The organism is Chryseobacterium formosense, from assembly GCF_900116415.1.
GTDB lineage: Bacteria > Bacteroidota > Bacteroidia > Flavobacteriales > Weeksellaceae > Chryseobacterium > Chryseobacterium formosense.
Genome location: NZ_FPAP01000002.1, coordinates 1,108,023 through 1,129,737 on the forward strand (window position 1 = coordinate 1,108,023; position 21,715 = coordinate 1,129,737).

19 protein-coding genes are annotated in these 21,715 nt (G+C 34.2%); 10 read left to right on the forward strand and 9 right to left on the reverse strand.

The genetic code is table 11. The annotated features are described in order from the left end of the window. Positions 1-160: 160 nt before the first annotated feature. On the forward strand, positions 161-574 hold the full coding sequence (locus BM371_RS11460) for a hypothetical protein (protein WP_034674386.1): 414 nt from the start codon (positions 161-163) through the stop codon (positions 572-574). A 75-nt stretch (positions 575-649) separates the two neighbouring features. On the opposite strand, the gene tyrS is transcribed toward BM371_RS11460, so the two are convergent. Further along, the gene (tyrS, locus tag BM371_RS11465) at positions 650-1,945 is read right to left on the reverse strand and encodes a tyrosine--tRNA ligase (protein ID WP_034674387.1); all 1,296 of its coding nucleotides are present in this window, start codon (positions 1,943-1,945) and stop codon (positions 650-652) included. Between the two features lie 189 nt (positions 1,946-2,134). On the opposite strand from tyrS, the gene BM371_RS11470 reads away from it, so the two are divergent. Together BM371_RS11470 and lipA are read left to right on the forward strand one after the other, a co-directional pair. Then, positions 2,135-2,695 carry an RNA polymerase sigma factor gene (locus BM371_RS11470; protein WP_034674389.1) on the forward strand — a complete coding sequence of 187 codons (561 nt, stop codon included), beginning with the start codon at positions 2,135-2,137 and terminating at the stop codon, positions 2,693-2,695. 156 nt (positions 2,696-2,851) lie between these two features. Beyond that, the gene (gene lipA, locus BM371_RS11475) at positions 2,852-3,718 is read left to right on the forward strand and encodes a lipoyl synthase (RefSeq protein ID WP_034674391.1); all 867 of its coding nucleotides are present in this window, start codon (positions 2,852-2,854) and stop codon (positions 3,716-3,718) included. 178 nt (positions 3,719-3,896) lie between these two features. Here the strand turns inward: lipA and BM371_RS11480 are convergent, their stop codons facing one another. Next, positions 3,897-4,748 (reverse strand): AraC family transcriptional regulator, encoded by an 852-nt coding sequence (locus tag BM371_RS11480; protein WP_034674393.1) that lies wholly within the window; start codon positions 4,746-4,748, stop codon positions 3,897-3,899. A gap of 170 nt (positions 4,749-4,918) precedes the next feature. On the opposite strand from BM371_RS11480, the gene BM371_RS11485 reads away from it, so the two are divergent. Next, positions 4,919-6,121, forward strand: coding sequence for an MFS transporter (locus BM371_RS11485; RefSeq protein WP_177225352.1), 1,203 nt, complete (start codon positions 4,919-4,921; stop codon positions 6,119-6,121). 36 nt (positions 6,122-6,157) lie between these two features. On the opposite strand, the gene BM371_RS11490 is transcribed toward BM371_RS11485, so the two are convergent. Beyond that, positions 6,158-6,538 carry a SpoIIAA family protein gene (locus BM371_RS11490; protein ID WP_034674394.1) on the reverse strand — a complete coding sequence of 127 codons (381 nt, stop codon included), beginning with the start codon at positions 6,536-6,538 and terminating at the stop codon, positions 6,158-6,160. 111 nt (positions 6,539-6,649) lie between these two features. On the opposite strand from BM371_RS11490, the gene BM371_RS11495 reads away from it, so the two are divergent. Next, positions 6,650-7,855 carry an NAD(P)/FAD-dependent oxidoreductase gene (locus BM371_RS11495; RefSeq protein WP_034674395.1) on the forward strand — a complete coding sequence of 402 codons (1,206 nt, stop codon included), beginning with the start codon at positions 6,650-6,652 and terminating at the stop codon, positions 7,853-7,855. A gap of 261 nt (positions 7,856-8,116) precedes the next feature. On the opposite strand, the gene BM371_RS11500 is transcribed toward BM371_RS11495, so the two are convergent. The 5 genes from BM371_RS11500 to BM371_RS11520 all read right to left on the reverse strand — a co-directional run bounded on the left by BM371_RS11500 (position 8,117) and on the right by BM371_RS11520 (position 13,891). Continuing rightward, positions 8,117-9,307: a vWA domain-containing protein gene (locus BM371_RS11500; protein ID WP_034674397.1), complete on the reverse strand. Its 1,191-nt coding sequence runs from the start codon at positions 9,305-9,307 to the stop codon at positions 8,117-8,119. A 148-nt stretch (positions 9,308-9,455) separates the two neighbouring features. Next, the gene (locus BM371_RS11505; RefSeq protein WP_034674399.1) at positions 9,456-11,051 is read right to left on the reverse strand and encodes a DUF4139 domain-containing protein; all 1,596 of its coding nucleotides are present in this window, start codon (positions 11,049-11,051) and stop codon (positions 9,456-9,458) included. A gap of 297 nt (positions 11,052-11,348) precedes the next feature. Next, complete coding sequence (locus tag BM371_RS11510; protein ID WP_034674400.1) at positions 11,349-12,023, reverse strand: SIMPL domain-containing protein; 675 nt, start codon at positions 12,021-12,023, stop codon at positions 11,349-11,351. Between the two features lie 148 nt (positions 12,024-12,171). Next, positions 12,172-13,287, reverse strand: coding sequence for a hypothetical protein (locus BM371_RS11515; protein WP_131430901.1), 1,116 nt, complete (start codon positions 13,285-13,287; stop codon positions 12,172-12,174). A gap of 31 nt (positions 13,288-13,318) precedes the next feature. Then, complete coding sequence (locus BM371_RS11520; protein WP_034674405.1) at positions 13,319-13,891, reverse strand: hypothetical protein; 573 nt, start codon at positions 13,889-13,891, stop codon at positions 13,319-13,321. A gap of 130 nt (positions 13,892-14,021) precedes the next feature. Here BM371_RS11520 and BM371_RS11525 point away from each other — a divergent pair, with 130 nt between their 5' ends. The 3 genes from BM371_RS11525 (at position 14,022) to BM371_RS11535 (ending at position 17,300) form a co-directional block, all read left to right on the forward strand. Continuing rightward, entirely contained in the window at positions 14,022-15,809 is a 1,788-nt protein-coding gene (locus BM371_RS11525) for a histidine kinase (protein WP_034674407.1), read from the forward strand. 30 nt (positions 15,810-15,839) lie between these two features. Continuing rightward, the gene (locus BM371_RS11530; protein ID WP_034674409.1) at positions 15,840-16,574 is read left to right on the forward strand and encodes a LytR/AlgR family response regulator transcription factor; all 735 of its coding nucleotides are present in this window, start codon (positions 15,840-15,842) and stop codon (positions 16,572-16,574) included. A gap of 186 nt (positions 16,575-16,760) precedes the next feature. Further along, a complete protein-coding gene (locus BM371_RS11535; protein ID WP_034674411.1) occupies positions 16,761-17,300 on the forward strand; it encodes a lipocalin family protein in 540 nt (179 codons plus the stop codon). Positions 17,301-17,424: 124 nt separating this feature from the next. Here the strand turns inward: BM371_RS11535 and BM371_RS11540 are convergent, their stop codons facing one another. Then, positions 17,425-17,907: a DUF7832 domain-containing protein gene (locus tag BM371_RS11540; RefSeq protein ID WP_034674413.1), complete on the reverse strand. Its 483-nt coding sequence runs from the start codon at positions 17,905-17,907 to the stop codon at positions 17,425-17,427. A 120-nt stretch (positions 17,908-18,027) separates the two neighbouring features. Between BM371_RS11540 and BM371_RS11545 the strand changes: the two genes are divergently transcribed. Beyond that, positions 18,028-19,278: a CinA family nicotinamide mononucleotide deamidase-related protein gene (locus tag BM371_RS11545; RefSeq protein WP_034674415.1), complete on the forward strand. Its 1,251-nt coding sequence runs from the start codon at positions 18,028-18,030 to the stop codon at positions 19,276-19,278. A gap of 308 nt (positions 19,279-19,586) precedes the next feature. After that, complete coding sequence (locus BM371_RS11550; RefSeq protein WP_034674417.1) at positions 19,587-21,641, forward strand: M13 family metallopeptidase; 2,055 nt, start codon at positions 19,587-19,589, stop codon at positions 21,639-21,641. Positions 21,642-21,715 lie beyond the last annotated feature (74 nt).

Sequence of the window (21,715 nt, forward strand, 5' to 3'; positions counted from 1 at the left end):
GCTCAATGTTGAGTCGGATTTTTTATTACCGAATGAACTGAAAAATACCTGAAATAAGCTAGAATATTTTTTTTAAATTTGATGATTGACAGAATTTAGTCTATCATATTCTTGCGGATGCTCAATAAAGAGATTCCGGATAAGATTAACAAATAAATTTATGAAAAAAATAAAATTGAATCAGGTATTTAAAGGATTATTTGTTGCTTTGATAACAGTAATGGTTTTTAGTTTTGTTGAATCTTGTCGGAAAGATGATGATGATACTTCTGAAGATGTAAAGACACAAAAAATAGTCTTTAAGGCGGAGGCGTCACCTGGAGTTAATATAACCAAAGCCGTTTACGGGATCGACGGAAATCCTATTACGGTAACCGGTTTGAACGGAACGACCTGGACGAGCCCGGAAATCAATGCAGAAGGCGTAGTATATAATTCTAATGTTGTGGTAAATGCAACAGGCGTTGATGCTTCGTCTACTTTAAAAGTTCAGATTTGGGTAGATGGTGTATTGAAAAAAGAAGGTATTTCAAGCGGTCAGACTTTATCTGCTTCTGCAGCATATTCTTTCTAAAATTAAACTAAACTGATGATAAAAATAATCCGGCTCAAAAACTGAGTCGGATTATTTTATGTATTTTTTTTAAGATTAAATTACTTTTACAATAAAGTAGCTTTTCTTTCCTTTTTGTAATAATAGGAATTTACCGTCAATCAAGTCGCTTTCATTGGCGGTGTAAACTTCATTGATTTTATCTTTATTTACAGAAATTGCATTTCCTTTCAATTCTCTGGTTGCCTCACTTTTAGACTTTAAAAATCCAGATTTTTCTGATAATAAATCAACGATATTAATTCCTAAAACATCCGCTTTTGCCACTTCTTTCTGTGGAACTCCGTCAAAAATATCCAAGAAAGTTTCTTCATCAAGGCTTACCAAATCTTCTGCTGTAGAACGACCGAATAGAATTTCAGAAGCTTTCAAAGCTTTTTCGTACTCTTCTCTTCCATGAACCCAAACCGTCACTTCTTCAGCTAATTTCTTTTGAAGTTTTCTTTCGTGAGGAGCAGTTTTGTGGTCTTCGATTAAGTCTTCGATTTCTTCTTTAGCTAAGAAAGTATAGAATTTTATAAATCTTTCAGCATCATCATCGGTTGCATTCAACCAGAATTGATAGAATTTATAAGGTGAAGTTTTCTTTTTGTCTAACCAGTAATTTTCTCCGCTTTCAGATTTTCCGAATTTTGAGCCGTCTGCTTTTGTAATCAACGGAACGGTTAATGCAAAAGCTTCTCCCTGAGCTTTTCTACGGATTAGTTCTGTACCCGTGGTGATATTTCCCCATTGGTCAGAACCACCCATCTGAAGCTTTACATTGTTATTTTGGTATAAATGTAAAAAGTCATAACCTTGGATCAATTGATACGTAAATTCTGTAAAACTCATTCCGTCTGCTCCCGATTCTCCTGAAAATCTTTTTTTCACAGAATCTTTCGCCATCATATAATTTACCGTAATATTTTTTCCTACATTTTTTGCAAAATCCAGAAAAGAAATATTTTTCATCCAGTCATAATTGTTAACCAGTTCAGCTTTATTTTCTCCACTTCCGGAAAAATCTAAAAATCTTGATAATTGGTTTTTCAAACAGTTAACATAATGTAAAAGTGTTGCTTCATCCAAAAGATTTCTCTCTGCAGATTTTCCTGACGGATCGCCAATCATTCCTGTTGCACCACCAACCAAAGCAATTGGTTTGTGACCGTGTTGCTGAAAATGAGCTAAAATTTTAATCTGAATAAGACTTCCGATATGCAAAGAATCTGCGGTAGGATCGAAACCGATATAGGCAGTTGTCATCTCCTTATTCAGTTGCTCGTCTGTTCCGGGCATCATGTCTGCAAAAAGACCGCGCCATTTTAATTCTTCTATAAAGGAATTCATTATTTTTTCAGTTTAAAATTTAAGGTGCAAAGATAATCATTTCGTGCGAGTTTTGGAATCGAGTTCCGAGTTTCACATTCAAGGTTCGAGATTCAAGATTTATTTTCAAAGCTGTAAACTTTAGACACCAATTCCCCAACTTCCAGCTCTTATTGTTTCATTAGCAAAATTCAATTATATTTGTTAGTAATGAAAGACGAGCAATTATTTCCTCTCATCCAAAAAGCAAAGGAAAAAGACCAGAAAGCGCAGACCAAACTCATCAATGTTTTTTGGGTGGATGTTTTTTCTTTTGTGATGAAAAAAGTTCGTGACGAAAACGATGCTGATGAAATTACAGTGAATGTTTTTTCAAAAGTTTTGTCTAAACTGGATATGTATGATCCGCATTTTCAATTTAAAACATGGATTTTAACGATTGCTCAGAATACCATTATTGATTTTTGGAGAAGAAAATCAAGGGAAAATCAGGATCCGACAGAAAATTTGGATGAAGTGAAAAATCAGTTTGCAAAATCTCCGGAAGAACTGATGATTTCGGAAGAAGAGCAGAAGAAAATTATCAAAACCATTGAATCTTTAGACGCCAATTATCAGGATATTATAAGATTAAGATTTTTCGAGGAAAAAAGCATTAAAGAGATTGCTGAAGAATTGGGGATTTCCGTTGCCAATACGAAAGTTCGTGTGATGCGCGCTAAAAAAGTCTTAGCTGAATTGCTGAAAAATAATGAGTTTGAGGATAATTAATATTATTAATGCCACAAATGCATGAATTTATATTTAAAAATTACCAAATAATCATTCGTGCATTCGTGGCAGATTTAAATTATCATTTCCATCAATTAGTATCGTAGACACAGTCGATAAAAAATTCCTTAACTTTGAGGTCAATTTTAGAAATAAATGGAGAATTTAGTTCAGGATACTACCGTTCAGAAACCAAAATGGATTCGCGTAAAACTTCCTACCGGAAAGAATTACAGAGAATTGAGAACTTTGGTTGATAAATATAAATTAAATACAATTTGCCAAAGCGGAAGCTGCCCAAATATGGGTGAATGTTGGGGAGAAGGAACAGCAACTTTCATGATTTTAGGAAATATCTGTACAAGAAGCTGTGGATTTTGTGGTGTAAAAACAGGAAAACCCATGGATGTCAATTGGGATGAACCTGAAAAAGTAGCACGTTCTATTAAATTAATGAAAATAAAGCATGCTGTTTTAACTTCAGTTGACCGTGACGATTTGAAAGACATGGGCTCGATTCTTTGGGGTGAAACTGTAAATGCTGTAAGAAGAATTTCTCCGGGAACGACGATGGAAACATTGATTCCTGATTTTCAAGGGTTGACAAAACACCTTGACAGATTGGTAGATGTTGCTCCGGAAGTGATTTCTCATAACATGGAAACGGTAAAACGTCTGACCAGAGAAGTGAGAATTCAGGCGAAATATGAAAGAAGCCTTGAAGTTTTAAGATACCTAAAAGAAGCAGGACAAAACCGAACTAAAACAGGATTAATGCTTGGTTTAGGAGAAAATAAAGATGAGGTTTTCCAGACGATTGAAGACATCAGAAACGCTAACGTTGACGTCATTACGATGGGACAATATTTACAGCCAACAAAAAAACATCTTCCTGTAAAGAAATTTATCACTCCGGAAGAGTTTGATGAATTCGGAGATTTTGCAAGAAGCTTAGGTTTCAGACACGTTGAAAGTTCGCCTTTGGTAAGAAGTTCTTATCACGCTGAAAAACATATTCACTAAAAATATCAATCGCTTCAAATTCAGAAGCGATTTTTTATTGTCATTGCGAAGAGCGAAGCGATGAAGCAATCTAGTTGAATAAACAAAGTATATAACTCTCGCAGATTACGCAGATGTTGCGTTATATTATTAAAATCAAAAAAAATCTGCGTAATCAGCTAAATCTGCGAGAAAAAAACTAATCAACCTTACTCAAATGCTTTTTCTTAAAAGCAGAAGGTGTTTCACCAATATATTTTTTAAATAATTTATTGAAATAGGAAAGACTTTCAAAGCCAACGTGGAAGCAAACATCAGTAACGCACTCATTTTGGAGAAGTAAAAGTTTTGCCTGATTAAGCCTATAATTATTCACAAAATCGGTAAATGTCATATTGGTTTGCTTTTTAAAATAACGACAAAAAGCAGGAGTACTCAAATTTACATTTTCTGCAATTATGTTGACATTTGGGTGTTTGTCATAATTCTCATGAATATAATCGTAAATCGTTCCCATCCTGATTTTATCATTCAAAAACCATTTTATTCTGGTGTCTTCGTTATTCAGTTCTTTTACTTCATTTGAACTTGCAAGAATCTGCAAAATCTCAATTAAACCCATGAAAGAACTGAATGAATTTTCATTTTTAATCTGATGAAGTTTTTCGACAACTGTTGCTTTGGTTTCGCCTGAAAAAGATAAACCTAAATAAGAACGTTCCAATAATTTTTTAATATTGTCAAATTCGGGGATAGGAAAAATAAGCTCCTGAAGGAAGTTTTCTCTCATTTGGAGAACCAATTGTTTGCATTCTGTCTGAATTTTATAATCAAAATTAAGGTGCGGAACATTTGAACCAATCAATAGCAGCTCGCTATCTTTAAAATCTGAAATATTTTTCCCGACATGACGGATTCCTTTACAAGCTTCTACGTATACAAGCTCTATTTCAGGATGATAATGCCAAAAAAAACAGTCTTTCAAAGATGGAGAGAACAGTTTGAAAGATTTGCCATCTTCAAAATCGATGATTTCCTTCTGTATTTTCATTGGGTTCTATTTTGATTAATATTTGATTTAAATTAAAATAAAAAAGTTAATACAGAGCAAATTTATATCATTTCTGTTAAAGTTTAAATGATATTTTCTATCGAATTTTGTGCTGTTAAAAGAAGCAATGAATAATTGCTCAAATCAGGTTTATTTTTAAAGAATTTACAATGCAGATTGATAAAAGAATTATTCCGCTCGCAATAGGCGGTTTGGGAATTGGGACAACGGAATTTACGATTATGGGATTGCTTCCCGATTTGGCAAGAAGTTTACAGATTAGTATTCCGGAAGCGGGACATCTGATTTCTGCATACGCTTTTGGAGTTGTTGTAGGAGCACCAATTTTGATTGGATATTCGGTGAAATTTCCACCTAAAAAAGTGTTGATGGTATTAATGATGATTTTCACATTGTTTAATGGATTGTCTGCAATAGCTCCTGATTATAATTCGATGATGATTATTCGTTTCTTGTCAGGACTTCCACATGGAGCATTTTTCGGTGTGGGAACAGTGGTTGCAACGAGAATGGCTTCAAAAGGGAAGGAGGCATTTTATATTTCCTTAATGTTTACGGGATTGACTGTGGCTAATTTGGCGATGGTTCCATTAGTGACTTACATTGGTCATATGTTTCACTGGAGATGGTATTTTGCAATTGTTGCGGTGATTGGTTTATTTGCTTTGCTATTTTTAAAACTTTGGCTTCCCGCAATGGAGGCAAATCAGGATACCCATTTCAAGGAAGAAATTAAATTTCTGAAGAGAAAACAGGCTTGGTTGGTTTTGGCGATAACAGCGATCGGTTTTGGAGGTTTGTTTACATGGTTCAGTTATATCACGCCATTAATGACCGTTATTTCGGGAATTGCAGAAAGCAGCATGGCATATGTAATGATTCTTGCCGGAGCCGGAATGGTAGTCGGAAATCTTGTCGGAGGATATTTATCTGACCGATTAAGTCCGGAAAAAACCTGTATTTTATTGCTTGCATTAATGATGGTTTCTTTATCCGGCGTATTTTTTCTTTCAGAATATCAGTATATTTCTTTAGGATTAACCTTTATCTGCGGTGCGTTATCAATGTCCGTTGCAGCTCCGATTAATATCATGATGATGAAAGCAGCACCGAAAAGTGAAATGATGGCGGCTGCGTTTATGCAGGCTGCATTTAATATTGCCAATGCAATGGGAGCATTTCTCGGAGGAATTCCTTTGGAAAACGGATTTTCATATAATTATCCTTCGTTGGTCGGAGTTTTTATGACATTGATCGGATTGGTCATAAGCATTCGATACATGTTCCTTTATCGTTCTGCACAACCTGTGGAAAAAGAAGTTGCTGTGGAATGTGTCCCTTGTGATAAATAAAAAAAGAGAAGCAATTTTGCTTCTCTTTTTTGCTAACTAACTTTCGACTTCGTTACCGTTTTCACACCAGTACAAAGCATTATAAAGATTTTCTTTTGGAAAGGATTTAAATTCTCCGGGCATTAAAACACTGAAAATATCAGTAAAATTCTGTACGCCTTCTTTATCCGTTACAATGGCGCACCGGTTCCATTTTGAAAGATTTTTTAAACCTAAAAGAGCGTCCTGAAGCCATGCTCCCATTGTGAAATTGCTTAAATCTGTATCTAAATAAAGGAGGTAATTCAGTTCATCAAATTGTTCGACTTTGCTTTTGACGTATGGAATAACTAGATTTTCAAAATCTTCTTTCGTTATATCACCTGCTGCATTGAAAGCAGCCACATTTTCCGGAGCGTCATTAATAATCGTTATCATAATTTATATTTTAAATGGTTTTGGTGAGATTAATTGATCAATAATTAAACCATAAATGTAGAAATGCTGTATTAAAGGCGCAATTCTTGATGAGATTTTGAAAAATAATCTATGGACCTGAAATCTAACGAACCTTTCTGGCTTTTGAAAAATGGGTTGGTAGCTTCCTATCCCTCGCTTAAAAATGATGAAGAATGTGATGTTCTTATTATCGGTGGCGGAATTACCGGCAGTTTAATTGCCCATCAAATGATAAAAGACGGATATCAAACAATTTTAATTGATAAAAGGGAAGTCTGCAACGGAAGCACTTCAGCAACTACTTCAATGTTGCAGTATGAGATTGATGTTCCGCTTTATAAATTAATTGAAATGATTGGCGAAAAAGGTGCGGTAGAAAGTTATAAAGCCTGTTCAAAATCCATTGACCAAATAGCCAAACTCACCAAAGAAATAAAATCACGTTCAGGTTTTAAAAGGAAACAGTCACTGTATTTCGCTTCAAAAAAGAAAGATGCCATCTGGCTTGAAAAAGAATATGAAGCCAGAAAAAAAGCCGGATTTGATGTGGCTTGGCTGGGAACTGAAGAGATTGAGGAAAAATTCAGTTTTCAGAACACCTATGGCGGAATTTTATCGAAACATGGCGCAAGTATCGATGCCTTTAAATTTGCGCATGAATTACTGAGATTTAACGTTAATAAGGGATTAAAGATTTTTGATAAAACAGAAATGAAATCCGTGAAATATCTTCGTGATCATAATTTGGCTTTAACAACTGATGGCTTTAATATTAAAGCAAAAAAAATTATTTACTGTATCGGCTATGAAAGTAAAATGCTCATTAAGGAAAACTTTGTCAACCTGAAAAGTACTTATGCGATTGTTTCTGAAATTGATAAAGATAAGTTTAAAAATATTGAACATACTCTCGTCTGGAATACCGATGATCCTTACATTTATATGCGGTCAACCGATGATGAAAGACTTTTGATTGGCGGTGGAGATGAAGATTTCTACGATCCCGAAAAGCGTGATTCTGTGTTGGATAAAAAAGAAAAAGAAATTCGCCGACATTTAAAGAGAATACAGCCTGATTATCATTTTTATACCGATTTTATCTGGGCAGGAACTTTTGGTGAAACAAAAGACGGATTGCCTTACATAGGAACACATGATCAATTTAAAAACTCCTATTTTGTTTTAGGGTTTGGCGGAAACGGAATTACTTTCTCGGTTACCGGAATGGAAATGGCTTCCGCATTTATGAAAAATGAAACGCATAAGCTTTCTGAATATTTTAAATTTGGCAGATGATGTAAATTTTATTTTTTGAAGATCAATATAAATTGAAAAGTTTCGGGCTCGGCGAAGCCGAGCCCGAAACAAAATAAACAATAATAACATTCACATCATCCAAAGGGATTTTTAATCATATGTGGAACTGGTGTTTGAGACCAATTCTTTTATTTATTATTGATAGGACTTCATCCTATCCTCTAAAAGACCGTCCTTTCAGGACTATGGATTTTAAATCTTGAATCTTGAATCTTGAATCTCGAATTTCAAATCTCAAATTCAAAACGCGTATCCATTTTTCTTTGCAATCTCGGCAATCGATTTTTCAATCGCTTTTCCCAAATCATCAGAATCTGAATTGCCACGTTTTTTGGTTTCAACATTAATGAATTCCTGGCGTTTTTTTGCTAAAACCTCAATTTCTTTCTGAATTTTTTCCCGGTCTGCAGATTTTTGAGCCACAATTTTTGTGATTTCGGCTTTGCTTTTTCCTTTTAATTCTGAAGGCAGTTCTTCTTCTTTCATCGATGAAATGTAAGCTTTATCTTTTTCAATTCTGTCTACCAAGTCCCAATGGTCATTTTTGTAAGCATTTTTCTTTGATTTGCTCACGGCTCTTTCCACTGCATTTGAAGCTGATAACGATTCCGCATTAACATCCTGAACTGCCTGTTTGTTTTTCATTTCAGAACCTCGGTTTCCGTAAGAAATATAAGTATTATTCAATTGGGAATTGTACTGTGAAATCTTTACGTCATAAGGCGTTTCAATGTAAATTACCTTTTGGTCGCTGTCGATATTAAAGAATTTTCCGTCTCCTAAAGTCGCTCCGGTTTGCCAATGCGACTGAATTCCTTCCTCACGACTTCCGCAGAAAATCGTATTGGTGTAAATGTTTTTGGTTTTAGCTTTAGAAATCACATCTTTATAACCTATTCTTCCCTGATCAAAAGGTTCGTTTCCGGCAATGTAAATCAGTTTCATGCTTTTTTCGTTTCCGTCCCATTTCAGATTGGTGGATGCATCACGAATGACCGCTCCGCAATATTCATTTCCGCCATTGGTTTTTAAAGCGAACAGTTTTTCCGAAACCAAATCCAAATCTTGTGTAAGCGGAGTAACCTGTCTGATGTAATTTTCATCCTGCAATCCATCATTTCCGTATTCATACAGAGCAATTTCCACTTGTGGCGATTTTCCGTTGTATTTTAAAGTCGTTAGAGTATTAACGATATTCCACAATCTCGATTTTGCCTGATCAATCAGTCCGTCCATACTGTTGGAAGTGTCCAAAAGCAAGGCAACCTGAATTTTATTATCCTTTGAAACCTCCATTGGTTTTTCGGAAACATTGCTTTCAAGAATTTGTCTTTCGTCTGTATTTTTGCTACAGCGAATTCCTGAAGTTTTTTCTGCGCTTAAAAATGCTGCAATACTTAAGCTAACTGTAATTAATTTTAAGGTGTTCATATTGTTTTGTTTTAATGATTTTTATTTTTTGTTACGAGTTACGAGTTACGAGTTACGAGATTCGTGTCATCACTTAATTTTAAATCCCGAACCTCGAATCTCGAATCTCGAATCTCACATCCCGGAACCCGAACCTCGTATCCCGAAATTACCTGCTGTAATACTGGATCTGCACTTCTTTAGGATACTTCAATTCATAAGAGAAGTTGATTTTTTCTGATGCTCCGCTGGAAATTTTTCTGTTCCAAAGAATGCTTCCGGTTTTTGCATCAAACTTTCCGTTTCCGATATCTAATGTTTTGACTGTGATTTTCTGATTTTCGCTTAATGGAATCTGGTCTAAAATTTCCAGTTCGATATTTTCTTTCGTATTATTTCTGATGGATATTTCGTAAGATTCGGTTTCTAACTTATTTGAGCTGAGTGATTTTTGAGCGGTTTTATCTTCTATTTTAATGCGTTTTACCACAATTCTTTCATCAATGCCAAGTGAAATCGGGAATTCATCTTTTACATAATTGCTTGTGATATTGGTTTTGCCGATATAATTGTCTTCAAAATAAATATTCGCTTCACCTGAAATAAGATTTAAATTCTGCCAGTTTTTAACAAAAGCCATTAAGAAAACCTGATTGTTCAACTTCGGAACGGTGTGATATTTATATGTAGATTCTACATTTTTCTTATCTAAAATCACATATTGCTCTTTTTCCTGACTTAGAATGGTTTGATTATAATTTAATTCATACAAAATATTCATCTGATTATCTGAGACTGTTGCTACAGGAATCTGACTTGGTGCTGCAACTTCTTCTCTCATCTGATAAGAATTAGACATTTCAGCTTTTGCTTTTTGCATATATCCAACTTTCACATCTTCATTATTGTAAGCGGTATATTCTGCAACGTAAAGTGGCGATAAAATCGGACGGTTTTGATTGTAAGAAGGTCTGTAAGTGGAGACAAAAAGTTTTACGTTGTTCCAGTCTTGTCCTGTTTTCTGATAAATTTTCCCTTTATATACAATCTCCAATGGTTTTTTCGTAGACTGCGCTCGCAAATCATAAGACGGAACCCATCCTGCATTGGAAACGATGTAGCTCACTCCGAGATTCAAATTCATTTCATTTTCGGCAAGAATTTCAAGAATTAGCTCTTTTCTGTTGCTGTTTTTGTGGGTTTGTTCTTCAGAGAATTGTTTGTTGATTTTAGCAATACTTTCATCCAAGACAGATTTTTGTTCGTTCAAAAGAAAAACCTGATTATCAATTTCCAGCATTCTTTTTCTGTAAAATTCTGTCAGTTTAATTAACTGTTCCTGCGGAGTCGATTTATCGTTGGTTGAAACTTTAAGATTATCATTAATGATATTTTGTTCGCCCGTCAGATTTTTAATCTGAATATTTAGTAAATTCACCTGTCTCTGAAATTTTTTTCTTTCATCATCTAATTTCTTTTCTCCTTCGGTCAGTTCATCATTTTTAAGAAAATTACTTTGTGGAGTGATCGATAAAAGCGTTGTGTTTTTTTCAAGATTTATTTTGTAGGTGTTTTCATCCAAATCATTCGGAAGATTGATGATTTTGACGGTGTTTCTTCCTTTTTGAAGATTTACATTCGTGCTTCCGAAAACTTTGGCTCCCTGCAAAAATACAGTTGCCTGTTTCACATCGATTTCTTTTTTAATTTCCTGAGATTTAAAAAACGAAAGCGAAAAAATGAGGATTAAAATGGAGTGTCGCATTGTTTATTATTTAAAGTTCTACAGTAAAATTACCCTGATTTTAAACCGGAACTTTGAAGACTTGGTGAACAGAGGTTTTCACTTGGTGGAAGTTTTTTAGAACAAAAAAAGACAGTCATTTCTGACTGCCTCTGTAGGATTTTTTACCGCAAAAGAAACAAAAGATCGATTCAGTTTGAGCTATTCAAAAGTTTGCAAAATCATCATTAATTGATAGAATTCTACATTTTGTCAACTTTTGAAATCTTTTTCTCAATAATTTCTTTTGATTCTTTTGCGGTAAAAATTTATGCAGCATCAAAGAATCTCGTATTTTGTTTTAATGCTGTATTTCAGCTTGATATTTTCAATGTTGTCGAAAGAATAATCCAGACTTTGGTCGGCTGCTTCCAGTTGCACATTGGCCATTTTGCTTCTGTAAGCTACAGGAAGCACAGAATCGCTCATGTAATCTTCAATTTCTAGAATTTCGAGCGGTGTTCCGGTTTTTTTGCCAATACTTTCCAGAAGGTAATCTGCTTTTTCTTTTGCGGCTTTCAACGCATTGATTTTTACCGTTTTTCTGAAATCTGCAATTTTTGTGTTTTTAATTTCAGCAATATTCAGATTGCTTACCCATTTTTGATTCAGTTCTTCAAAAAGCTTACTCACATTGGTTTTTGCATTGACTTTAAACTGAAAACTCTTGGTAAACGTGGTTGTTTTCGAATACAAATTCTGGTACATCGACTTAAATTTGATGTCTTCGTTTTTTACACTGTTATTTTTCAGGGTTTCAAACAAAAGCTTTTCGCTGTCTGCCAATTGATTTTTGTTATCGGCTTTTATTCCGATGTTAAAGATGATTTCATCCGGTTCTACTTCCATTTCGGCAACTCCGGTTACTTCAATGGCGTTTTTCTTAATTTCCTGCGCATTCACCAAACTTCCTGCTGCAAAAATTCCTACTAATAAAAGGTGTTTCAATTTCATAATGTAAATATTTATTGTTTTTGTTTGTCTTCAATCGCTTTTGCGATTTCATCATGTTTATTTTAAATTTCTAAAGTAAAATTACTGCGATTAGAAACCGAATTTTTGTAAACTTGGTAAACTTGGGTTTTCACTTGGTGGAAGAAGATTAATCTACCAAAATGTGAAATCTATCCTGCAATGCATTCATTTTTTCATACTGAACAGGTTTAGCATGAATGGTCTGATTCTTAAAAGTAAAAGTAATAGAATTGTCTTTGTTTCTGATCACGAAATGTTTGGAAATATGATGATTATAATCTTTGAGTATAATTTGGCTGTCAAAAGAAACATCATAATGAAATACAGTCATCTTTTCCGAAGATTTTTCCATCAAAATCAAATATTGGTCTTTATGGAAGAATAAATATTGAAACGGACTTTCTAAAGCCGTCACTTCATAAGCCTCATTGAATTGCATTAAATTCTTTTCTTCTTCTGTATTGAAATAAGGTAGTCCTATTTTAATGAATATAATTCCGGCAATTAAAATTTTAAAAAATGTTTTATAAGGCAATATTGAATTTTGGTCTAAAAAAGTTCTTTTCGGAAGCTGAATTATTCTAATGATTAATTTCCATCCGTTTTCTCTTACCAGAAAAACACTCATTAAAAGTAAAATCAGCGAAAAAAACTTCACAGAAATATCAAAGCTGATATTGATAATTAATATCTGAGTAAAACTGATCATCGCCAATAATAATCCTAAAAACCGGGAACGTCTGAGCAACAATAAAATTCCTGAAAAAAGTTCAACAGAACCCATAATCATATTGTAGATTTTGGAAGTTCCAATCGTGCTCCAGAATAAAATATCTTTATCTAAATTCCCAAATCTTGTAAAAAGAATATTAGGTTCCGGTTCTGGAAACTGAGCTTTGAAGATTTTATCGAAGCCGTATTTAATCAGAATAATGGAAATGTAAAAAATACAAACATATTCTGTGATTATTAAAAATCTTTTAGTCTTTTTCTGGTTAATAATGAAACTGAAAATTACCGAAGAGAATAATAAGATGATGATTAAAACCAACATCGAATAACTATCCGAACTGTAATCTATGCGAGTGTTTTTTTTCTTTAGAAAAAATTCTAAAACAAGTTGAGTAAAATCTCCAAATATAAAATGCGTAATTTTCAATTGAAAATCATTCAAAAAACTCAATGGAAAAAACAGAATAAACTGAAGAAAAAAAGTACCTGAAAAAATAACTGATTTTCTCAAAAACACGGATTTGAATTCCACAAAAATATTTTTATCGGTTTTTTCTGCAAATAAATACAGCTCCAAAAACAGCGATTGCCAAAACCAAAACATACATGATCCCTTCTTTAGATTCAAGGCTTTTTATTTCAGCTTTTTTGATTTTTCTTTTTGTTGAAATGGGCTTGTATTTTTTCGTTTTCTCGTCGTATTTCAGGAAAACGGTACTGTCGATGTCATTCTGGAAGTTGTACTTTTCTTTAAGCGTTTTCTTCATGGTTTCAATATTCCTGTCTGAAAAAACGCGATGGTTGTAAACGGTATCTCTTCCGGGTTTCCATTTTTCGGAAATATCAAAATCTGTCATTTTGCAAGTTTTGGAAGTTACAATTACACTTTTATCATCGTCGATGATAATGACGCTGTCTAACCTCGAAGAGGTAACATATCTTTCAGGCCTTATTCCAAGATTTGAATAATTGGTGTTGTAGCTGTTTTCTATGATACTGTTTTCAAAATATTTCATATCTCCGCTGTGACTTTTAAAGGAGATTAATTTGGTCTGAGCATTAATCTGAGCAGTAGGAAATAGTAGCATAACCGCTAAAAAAGATAAATTTTTCATGAGAATTAAGTTTAAATGATACTGCAAACTTAGCTTCATACTCACAATTAGATGAGGTAAACTTGGTAAAGCTAATCTTTCACTTGGTGAATCGTTTTTCATACTTCATATATATGTATATCTTTGTTTTATGAAATTTATCAGGCTTTTTGTGTTTGTTCTTTTATTGTTTTTTGCGAATAACTTGTATTCGCAGAGCAGTCGAGATACAAAAGAAATTGTAGCTGAAACTTCCAAGCTTAAGAAAGCAGTCGACACCAAAAACGAATCCGCAGAAGCTGATTCTTATTACAATATTGGCGAAACCTATTTTAATAGTGGAAATTTCCCGAAAAGTGAAGAATATTTCATCAAATCAAAAGGTATTTACGAAAAACTTAATGATAAAAAGAACCTTGAGAAGGTTACCCGAAAACTTGCGCAGTCTCAGGAAAGTCAGAATAAGCTGAAAGATGCGGTTTCAAATTATGAAAGCGCTTCGAAAATAGGCTATTCTAAAGCAAGCAAAAAGATGAACTCTAATGATGCTTCAAGAGTTGCAGCACCTTCCGTAAGCCAAAAAGAAGAAGCCATACGAAGCAATCTTGTCATTAGTGAAAAAGAAAATAATAAGGAAGATCTTGCTGCCGGTTATAGCCAAATGGCGGAAGTGAATATTGAAAATAAAAATATTCCTAAAGCTGAAGAAAACCTTAATACTGCCTATAAAATATCAAAAGAAGAAGCGCCTCAACAAGCTTTGGCAATCAATCAGAAATTAACGAATCTGTACGTTGAAAACAAAAATTTTGACAAAGCTATTGAAGCCAAAAAATCTGTTCTGAAAGAAGATTTTGTGAAAGAAAACTCACAGAAAAAAGTGGAGCAGATTCAGGAGCTCGCAGAAATTTATATCAAAAAAAACGATCCTAAAGAAGCCATTGTTTTATTCAAAAATGCTTATGACATTGCTTTGCAAAAAGGTCATACCCTCGAAGCTCAAAAAAGTGTTCAAAAACTCGATAGTTTGTATCAGGATTCAGAAAATATTGATGCTTCGGTCAAGTTATACCGTGATTTTTTAGGAAAACTTCCTGATCTCGTTTCAAAAGACAGAAGCTTAACAGATAATAAAATACTGGAAGATACCGAACAGAAAATTCAACAGCTCGAACAGGAAAAAAAGCTGAAAGACGAACTCATTCGCAAGAAAAATCTGTTCAATTATAGTTTGATTGGAGCTTTGATAGTATTGATTGGGCTAATATTTTTCATTTTCAGAACCCTTAAAAAAGTTCAGGTCAAAAATAAAAAAATAGCATTGCAATCTCTTCGTCGGGAGATGAATCCGCATTTTATTTTCAATAGTTTGAATTCGGTTAATCATTTTATATCAACCAATAATGAATTGGAAGCCAATCAATATTTAACCAAATTTTCAAAATTAATGCGTGGTGTGATGGAAAATTCTACGGAAGATTTCATTCCGTTTCAGCAGGAATTAGATTTACTTCAGAATTATTTGGCTTTAGAAAAAACACGTTTCGCTGATAAATTTGATTATGAAATTGAAGTTGATGAAAGTTTAAATACTCAAAGTCTGAAAGTTCCGGGAATGCTCATTCAGCCTTTTCTTGAAAATGCAATCTGGCACGGTTTAAGATACCGAACTGAAAAAGGTTTTTTAAGTTTAAAATTTGAAAAAAATAAAGATTCTCTGAATATTTTCATCGAAGACAACGGAATCGGCATTGAAGAAAGTAAGAAACAGAAAACCGAGCATCAGAAATCCCGAAAAGGCCGCGGAATGAAAAATACGCTGGAAAGAATTGCCTTATTGAATGATTTGTACAAACAAAATATCGAATGCAGAATCACCGATAAAAAAGATTCACAAGGTGTTTTTGTTGAGATTTCATATAAATTAATCAATAGCTAAACCTCAAACTTAATCTCAACCTCAAATAATATGAAAATAAAATCTGTAATCGTAGACGACGAAGTTATTGCAAGAGAAGTTCTTAGGAATTATCTCACAAAATACTGTCCGCAAATTGAGATTTTGGGTGAAGCAGAAAATATAAAAGAAGCCGTTCCTCTGATTGCTGAAAAGCAACCGCAACTCGTTTTCTTAGATGTTGAAATGCCTTTCGGAAACGCTTTTGATGTGCTGGAAGCGACCAAAGAATTTTCATACGAAACTATTTTTATCACAGCGTTTTCGCAGTATTCTTTACAGGCTCTGAATAAGTCGGCGAGTTACTATATCTTGAAACCTATCGATATTCAGGAATTGATTTTGGCGGTCAATAAAGTTGCTGAAAGCATCGAAAAGAAGGAAGAACTCAACCGAAATAAAATCCTCCTCGAAAATTTAAAATTAAAACCCGAAAAACAACAACTGATTCTTCCAACTTTACAGGGTTTTGATGTCGTGAAAACCGAAGATATTGTAAGACTTCAGGCGGACGGAAATTTTACTCAAGTCTATCTCACAGACGGTTCCAAGAAAATGGTCTGCCGATTTTTGAAGCATTTTGATGATCTTTTAGAAAATCCTTTCGTTCGGGTTCACCGCTCTCACATCATCAACACTGCTTTTGTGAAATCTTACCACAAAAGCGGAACGGCAACACTTTCCGATGATACTGAAATTGAAGTTTCGGGAAGTTTTAAAGACCAGTTTCTGAAAGTTTTTAACTAAAAATTTATTTAACCATTAAGAACATTTAAGTTGTTAAGTTTTATTAAGGAAAATCAAATAGATTTAATTAGCATCCGCTTAAAGCGAAGCTCAACTTAACTTATCTCAATTGCTTAATAAATCTTAATGGTTAAAAATTAAAAGGCATCATTTTTGAATTTTTCATGATATACAAATTACAATATTATGAGAACCTTATATAAAATCGCCATTCCGGTTTCTTTAGGTATTTTAGGATTAATTATACTCAATTCTTGCTCAGTTGGAATTCCGAAAGAAGCAACAGCTGTGAAAAATTTCAATTCAGATAAGTATCTTGGAAAATGGTACGAAATTGCCCGTTTCGATTATAAGTTTGAGCGGAATATGGATAATGTAACGGCAGATTATTCTCAAAATCCAGACGGAACCATTAAAGTTCAGAACAGAGGGTACAATTACGTGAAAAAAGAATGGAAAGAATCGATTGGTGAAGCAAGATTTGTAAACGATAAATCGGAAGCTAGACTGAAAGTTTCATTCTTTAAACCGATTTGGGCAGGTTATAATGTGATTGATATTGATGATGATTATCAGTATGCTTTGATAGTCGGAAACAGCACAAAATACATCTGGATTCTATCCCGAACTAAAGAGATTCCTGAAAGCATCAAACAAAGATTTTTAGCAAAAGCTCAGAAAATAGGTTACAATACTGATGATTTGATTTGGGTAAAACATGATTAATAGTCATTGCGAGAAGCGTAGCGACGAAGCAATCCCCAAAATATACATACAATTTGTCATTCTGACGAAGTAAGAATCTATTTTATTGTAGAAATTCCTTCGTCAGAATGACAAGCTTTACGTTTTAATTCATATTCAAACTTTTATACTCTTTCCACTCCTCAAAACGATGGTCAATAATCTGTTTCATCAGATCATAGTTTTCGTAAGTGTCTTCAATATGATAAAAAGTTTCATATTCAAAATCGCTTTCTTCGGCAATACTGTCAAAAAGATTGATATAATCGGTAGCAAACGAACTGTATCTATTTCCAAAATCGGTTTCATCTACATAATAATCTTTGGCAAAATCGTTTCCTAAATCATTCAGATCGTATTCGGAAAATTTTCCGTCCATAGAATCGATAATCAATTCTGCGCCGGTAATTTCTCTTTTTTTTAGTTTTTCAATTTCTTCTTCGGCATCCTCTTTAAATTCTTCAGAAACAAAATTTCTTTCAATGCACCAGTTGAGAAACATTCCTGTATGTGTTGCTCCGTTTTTTTTAGGCAATTCTTCAGGGAAATCACCTCCGTAATGCCATGAAGCATCATCATATTTAGACATAAATTTATTTTAATTATAGTTTCAGACAGTAGGGTTCAAAGATATAAAAAATGGTTTTCTTTTGTTCACTACACAGAATTTTCCGTCATTTGTAAAGAATTTTTTTTCGAAAATAATTATATGAAAAACGCAGTTCTTATCACCATTGGTGACGAAATTCTTTCAGGAAATACCGTTGACACCAATTCAAATTTCATTGCAAACGAACTTAAAAATATAGGCATAAAAGTTTCTCAGATTTTCACCATTTCAGACGAAATCGACATTATTAAAAGTACATTGAAATCTGCTTTTGAGATTGGGGATTTGGTGATCACAACTGGTGGTTTGGGTCCGACAAGAGATGACAGAACCAAAAAAGCTCTGGCTGAATTTTTTGATGATGAAATTGCTTTGGATAAGGTTACTTTTGAGCATCTTAAAGCCTATATGGAAAAGCGTGGCCGAATTGAAATTCTGGAAAGAAACCGCGAACAGGCTTTTGTTCCGACGAAATCCGTTGTTTTTCAAAACCATTACGGAACAGCACCTTGCATGATGATGCAGAACGGAGAAAAACTGTCTTTCAGTTTACCCGGCGTTCCTTACGAAGTGAAACCGTTAATTAAAGACCAGATTATTCCTTATTTAAAAGAAAAATTCAGTCTGAATTATATTTCTACGAGAATTGTTTCTGTTGTTGGGATTCCCGAAAGTATTTTAGCTGATAAAATTGAAGAATGGGAATTGGCGTTACCTGAAAATATGGCTTTATCTTATCTTCCTGTAGGGACAAGAGTGAAATTGAGATTAGCAGCAACCGGAGAAAACGAACAGTTTTTACAAATTCAGCTTGAAAATCAGATTCAGAAATTATTTCCGATTATTGGTGAAAATATTATTGCCACCGATGAAGATAAAATTGAAAAGATTTTAGCAGAAATTCTGAATGAAAAAGAATTAACGATCTCAACATCAGAAAGTTGCACTGGCGGAGAGTTGGCGAAATTACTGACTTCAAATTCAGGCAGTTCGAAATATTTTATCGGCGGCATTGTAGCATATGCAACGGAAAAAAAAGTTGATATTTTAAATGTTTCAGAAGGCACGATCGAACGTTTTACGGTGGTGAGCGAAGAAGTGGCAAGAGAAATGGCAGAAGGTTGTCAGAATCTTTTTAAAACAGATATTTCACTTTCTACAACAGGAGTGGCAGGTCCCGGAAAAGGAGAGGACGGAAAAGATGTAGGAACAGTTTACTACACCATAAGAGTACATAGCAAATCGGAGACTTTCAAGTTGTATCTTCCGCATCTTGACAGACCGGATTTCGTTTCTTTCGTTTCTCAGAAGGTGATTCAGGATTTGGTAGGGATTTTAATTAATAAATAAATTAATTGTAACAATTAATTTAAATCTTCGTGATCTTTTTAAGTGAAATCTAAGATTCGACGTAGTCAAACGCCTTGGCGAACTTAAAAACAGGTAGTAGTAAAAAACTTTGTGCACTTTGCGTTTAAATTATTCATAGCTTTTCCGAAAATTGAATTTTAAAATAAATTAACTTTCCCGTAACAAAATTTAAATTAAATATACATATTGTATAAATTATTATTACAATGAAATCGCTGTGATTATTAGTGAATGAAAAGTCACCAATTACGGCGGTTGCATAAGACCCTAAAAATAAAAAGTTTCTTATGAAAAAACTAACGCTTTCTTTGTTTTTATTGGCAGGAGTTTGTTCGCAAAACACGCTGAACGCTCAGGCTAAATCTGCTAAAACAGCAACTACAGGAGATAAAGGTTTAGACATCAGTCTGATGGATAAATCGGTTCGCCCACAAGACGATTTCTATAATTATGTGAGCGGAACATGGATGAAAACGGCAAAAATCCCTTCGGATAAGCCAACTTGGGGAAGTTTCAATAAACTTGCTGATGATACGGATAATAATTCCATGACGATTTTAAACTCGCTTCTGAAAGATAAATTCAAAGACGGAAGTGAAGGTAAAAAAATTCAGGACCTGTACGCTTCTTATATGAATCTTCAGAAAAGAAATACGGACGGGATAAAACCTATTCAGGATAATATCGATAAAATTGATGCGATCAAAAATCTTTCAGATCTACAAAATTATTTGACTTCTGTAACGAAAGAAGGTGAAAATAACTTCTACGGATGGGGCGTTTATGCTGATCTTAAAGATTCTAATATGAATGCTGTTTATCTTGGCGATGCAACATTGGGAATGGGCAGAGATTATTACCAGAAAGAAGATGCCAAAAATACGGAAGCTCTTGCAGAGTATGAGAAATATGTAGCCTCTATGCTTGAGGAACTTGGCTACAACAATGCTGGAGAAGCTGCAAAAGCAGTTGTGGAATACGAAAAAACGATTGCCAAAACTTTATTGACGAATGAGCAGAGCCGTGATAATACTTTGCAGTATAATCCTAAAAAATTGATTGAACTGTCTGAATTGGTTAAAAACGTAGATCTTCCTGCTTATCTGAAAAAAGTTGGAGTAAATTCACAGCTTGTAATCATCGGTGAACTGGGATATTATAAAAGTCTGGATCAATTAATCAATCAGGAAAATCTTCCCGTGATTAAAGATTATTTGAAATTCCACATGATCAACGGAAGCGCTTCTTATCTCACTGAAAAACTGGGTGACAAAAAGTTTGCTTTCTATGGTAAATATTTAAGAGGTCAGCAGGAGCAGAGAGCTTTAAACAAAAGAGGTTTCGAGCTGATCAATGGTTCTTTGGGTGAAGCTTTCGGTAAATTATATGTTGAAAAATATTTCCCGGCTTCAGCAAAAGCACAGATGGTTGAATTGATCGACTATTTAAAGAAAAGTTTTGCCGTTCATATCAATGGTTTGACATGGATGTCTGATGTAACCAAAGAAAAAGCAATGGCTAAGCTGAATAAGTTCACTGTGAAAGTTGCTTATCCGGATAAATGGAAAGATTATTCTAAACTAAATATTGTTCCGGAAGCTAAAGGTGGAAACTTATACTCAAATCTACAGAATATCTCAGAATGGCAATACAATAAGGATTTAGCTAAAATCGGAAAACCGGTTGATAAAACAGAATGGGGAATGACGCCTCAAACGGTAAATGCATACTACAATCCGGTTTATAACGAAATCGTTTTCCCTGCAGCCATTCTTCAGCCGCCTTTCTTCAATCCTCAAGCTGATGCTGCCGTTAATTTTGGTGGAATCGGAGCGGTAATTGGTCACGAAATGAGCCACGGATTTGATGATTCTGGAGCACAGTTCGATGCAGACGGAAACTTGGTTGACTGGTGGACTCCTGAAGATAAAGCTAATTTCGAAAAAGCGACAAAAGCTTTAGCCGCTCAATACGATAAATATGAGCCGGTAAAAGGAACTTTCGTTAACGGAACGTTCACAAATGGGGAAAATATTGCAGATTTAGGTGGGGTAAACATCGCTTACGATGCACTTCAGATGTATCTTAAAGATAAAGGAAATCCTGGATCAATAAGTGGTTATACACAGGATCAGAGATTCTTCCTAAGCTGGGCAACCGTGTGGAGAACTTTATCAAGCGAAAAATATATGGTAAACCAAGTGAAAACAGATCCGCATTCTCCTGGATATTTCAGAAGTTTTGGGCCTTTAACCAATGTTGATGCATTCTACAAAGCATTCGATGTAAAACCTGGTGACAAACTTTACAAAAAGCCGGAAGAAAGAATCAAAATCTGGTAATCAATATCAAAACCGTTCAGAAATGAGCGGTTTTTTCATTCAATAGGAACGGGCTTTAGCCCGTTTTCATCATG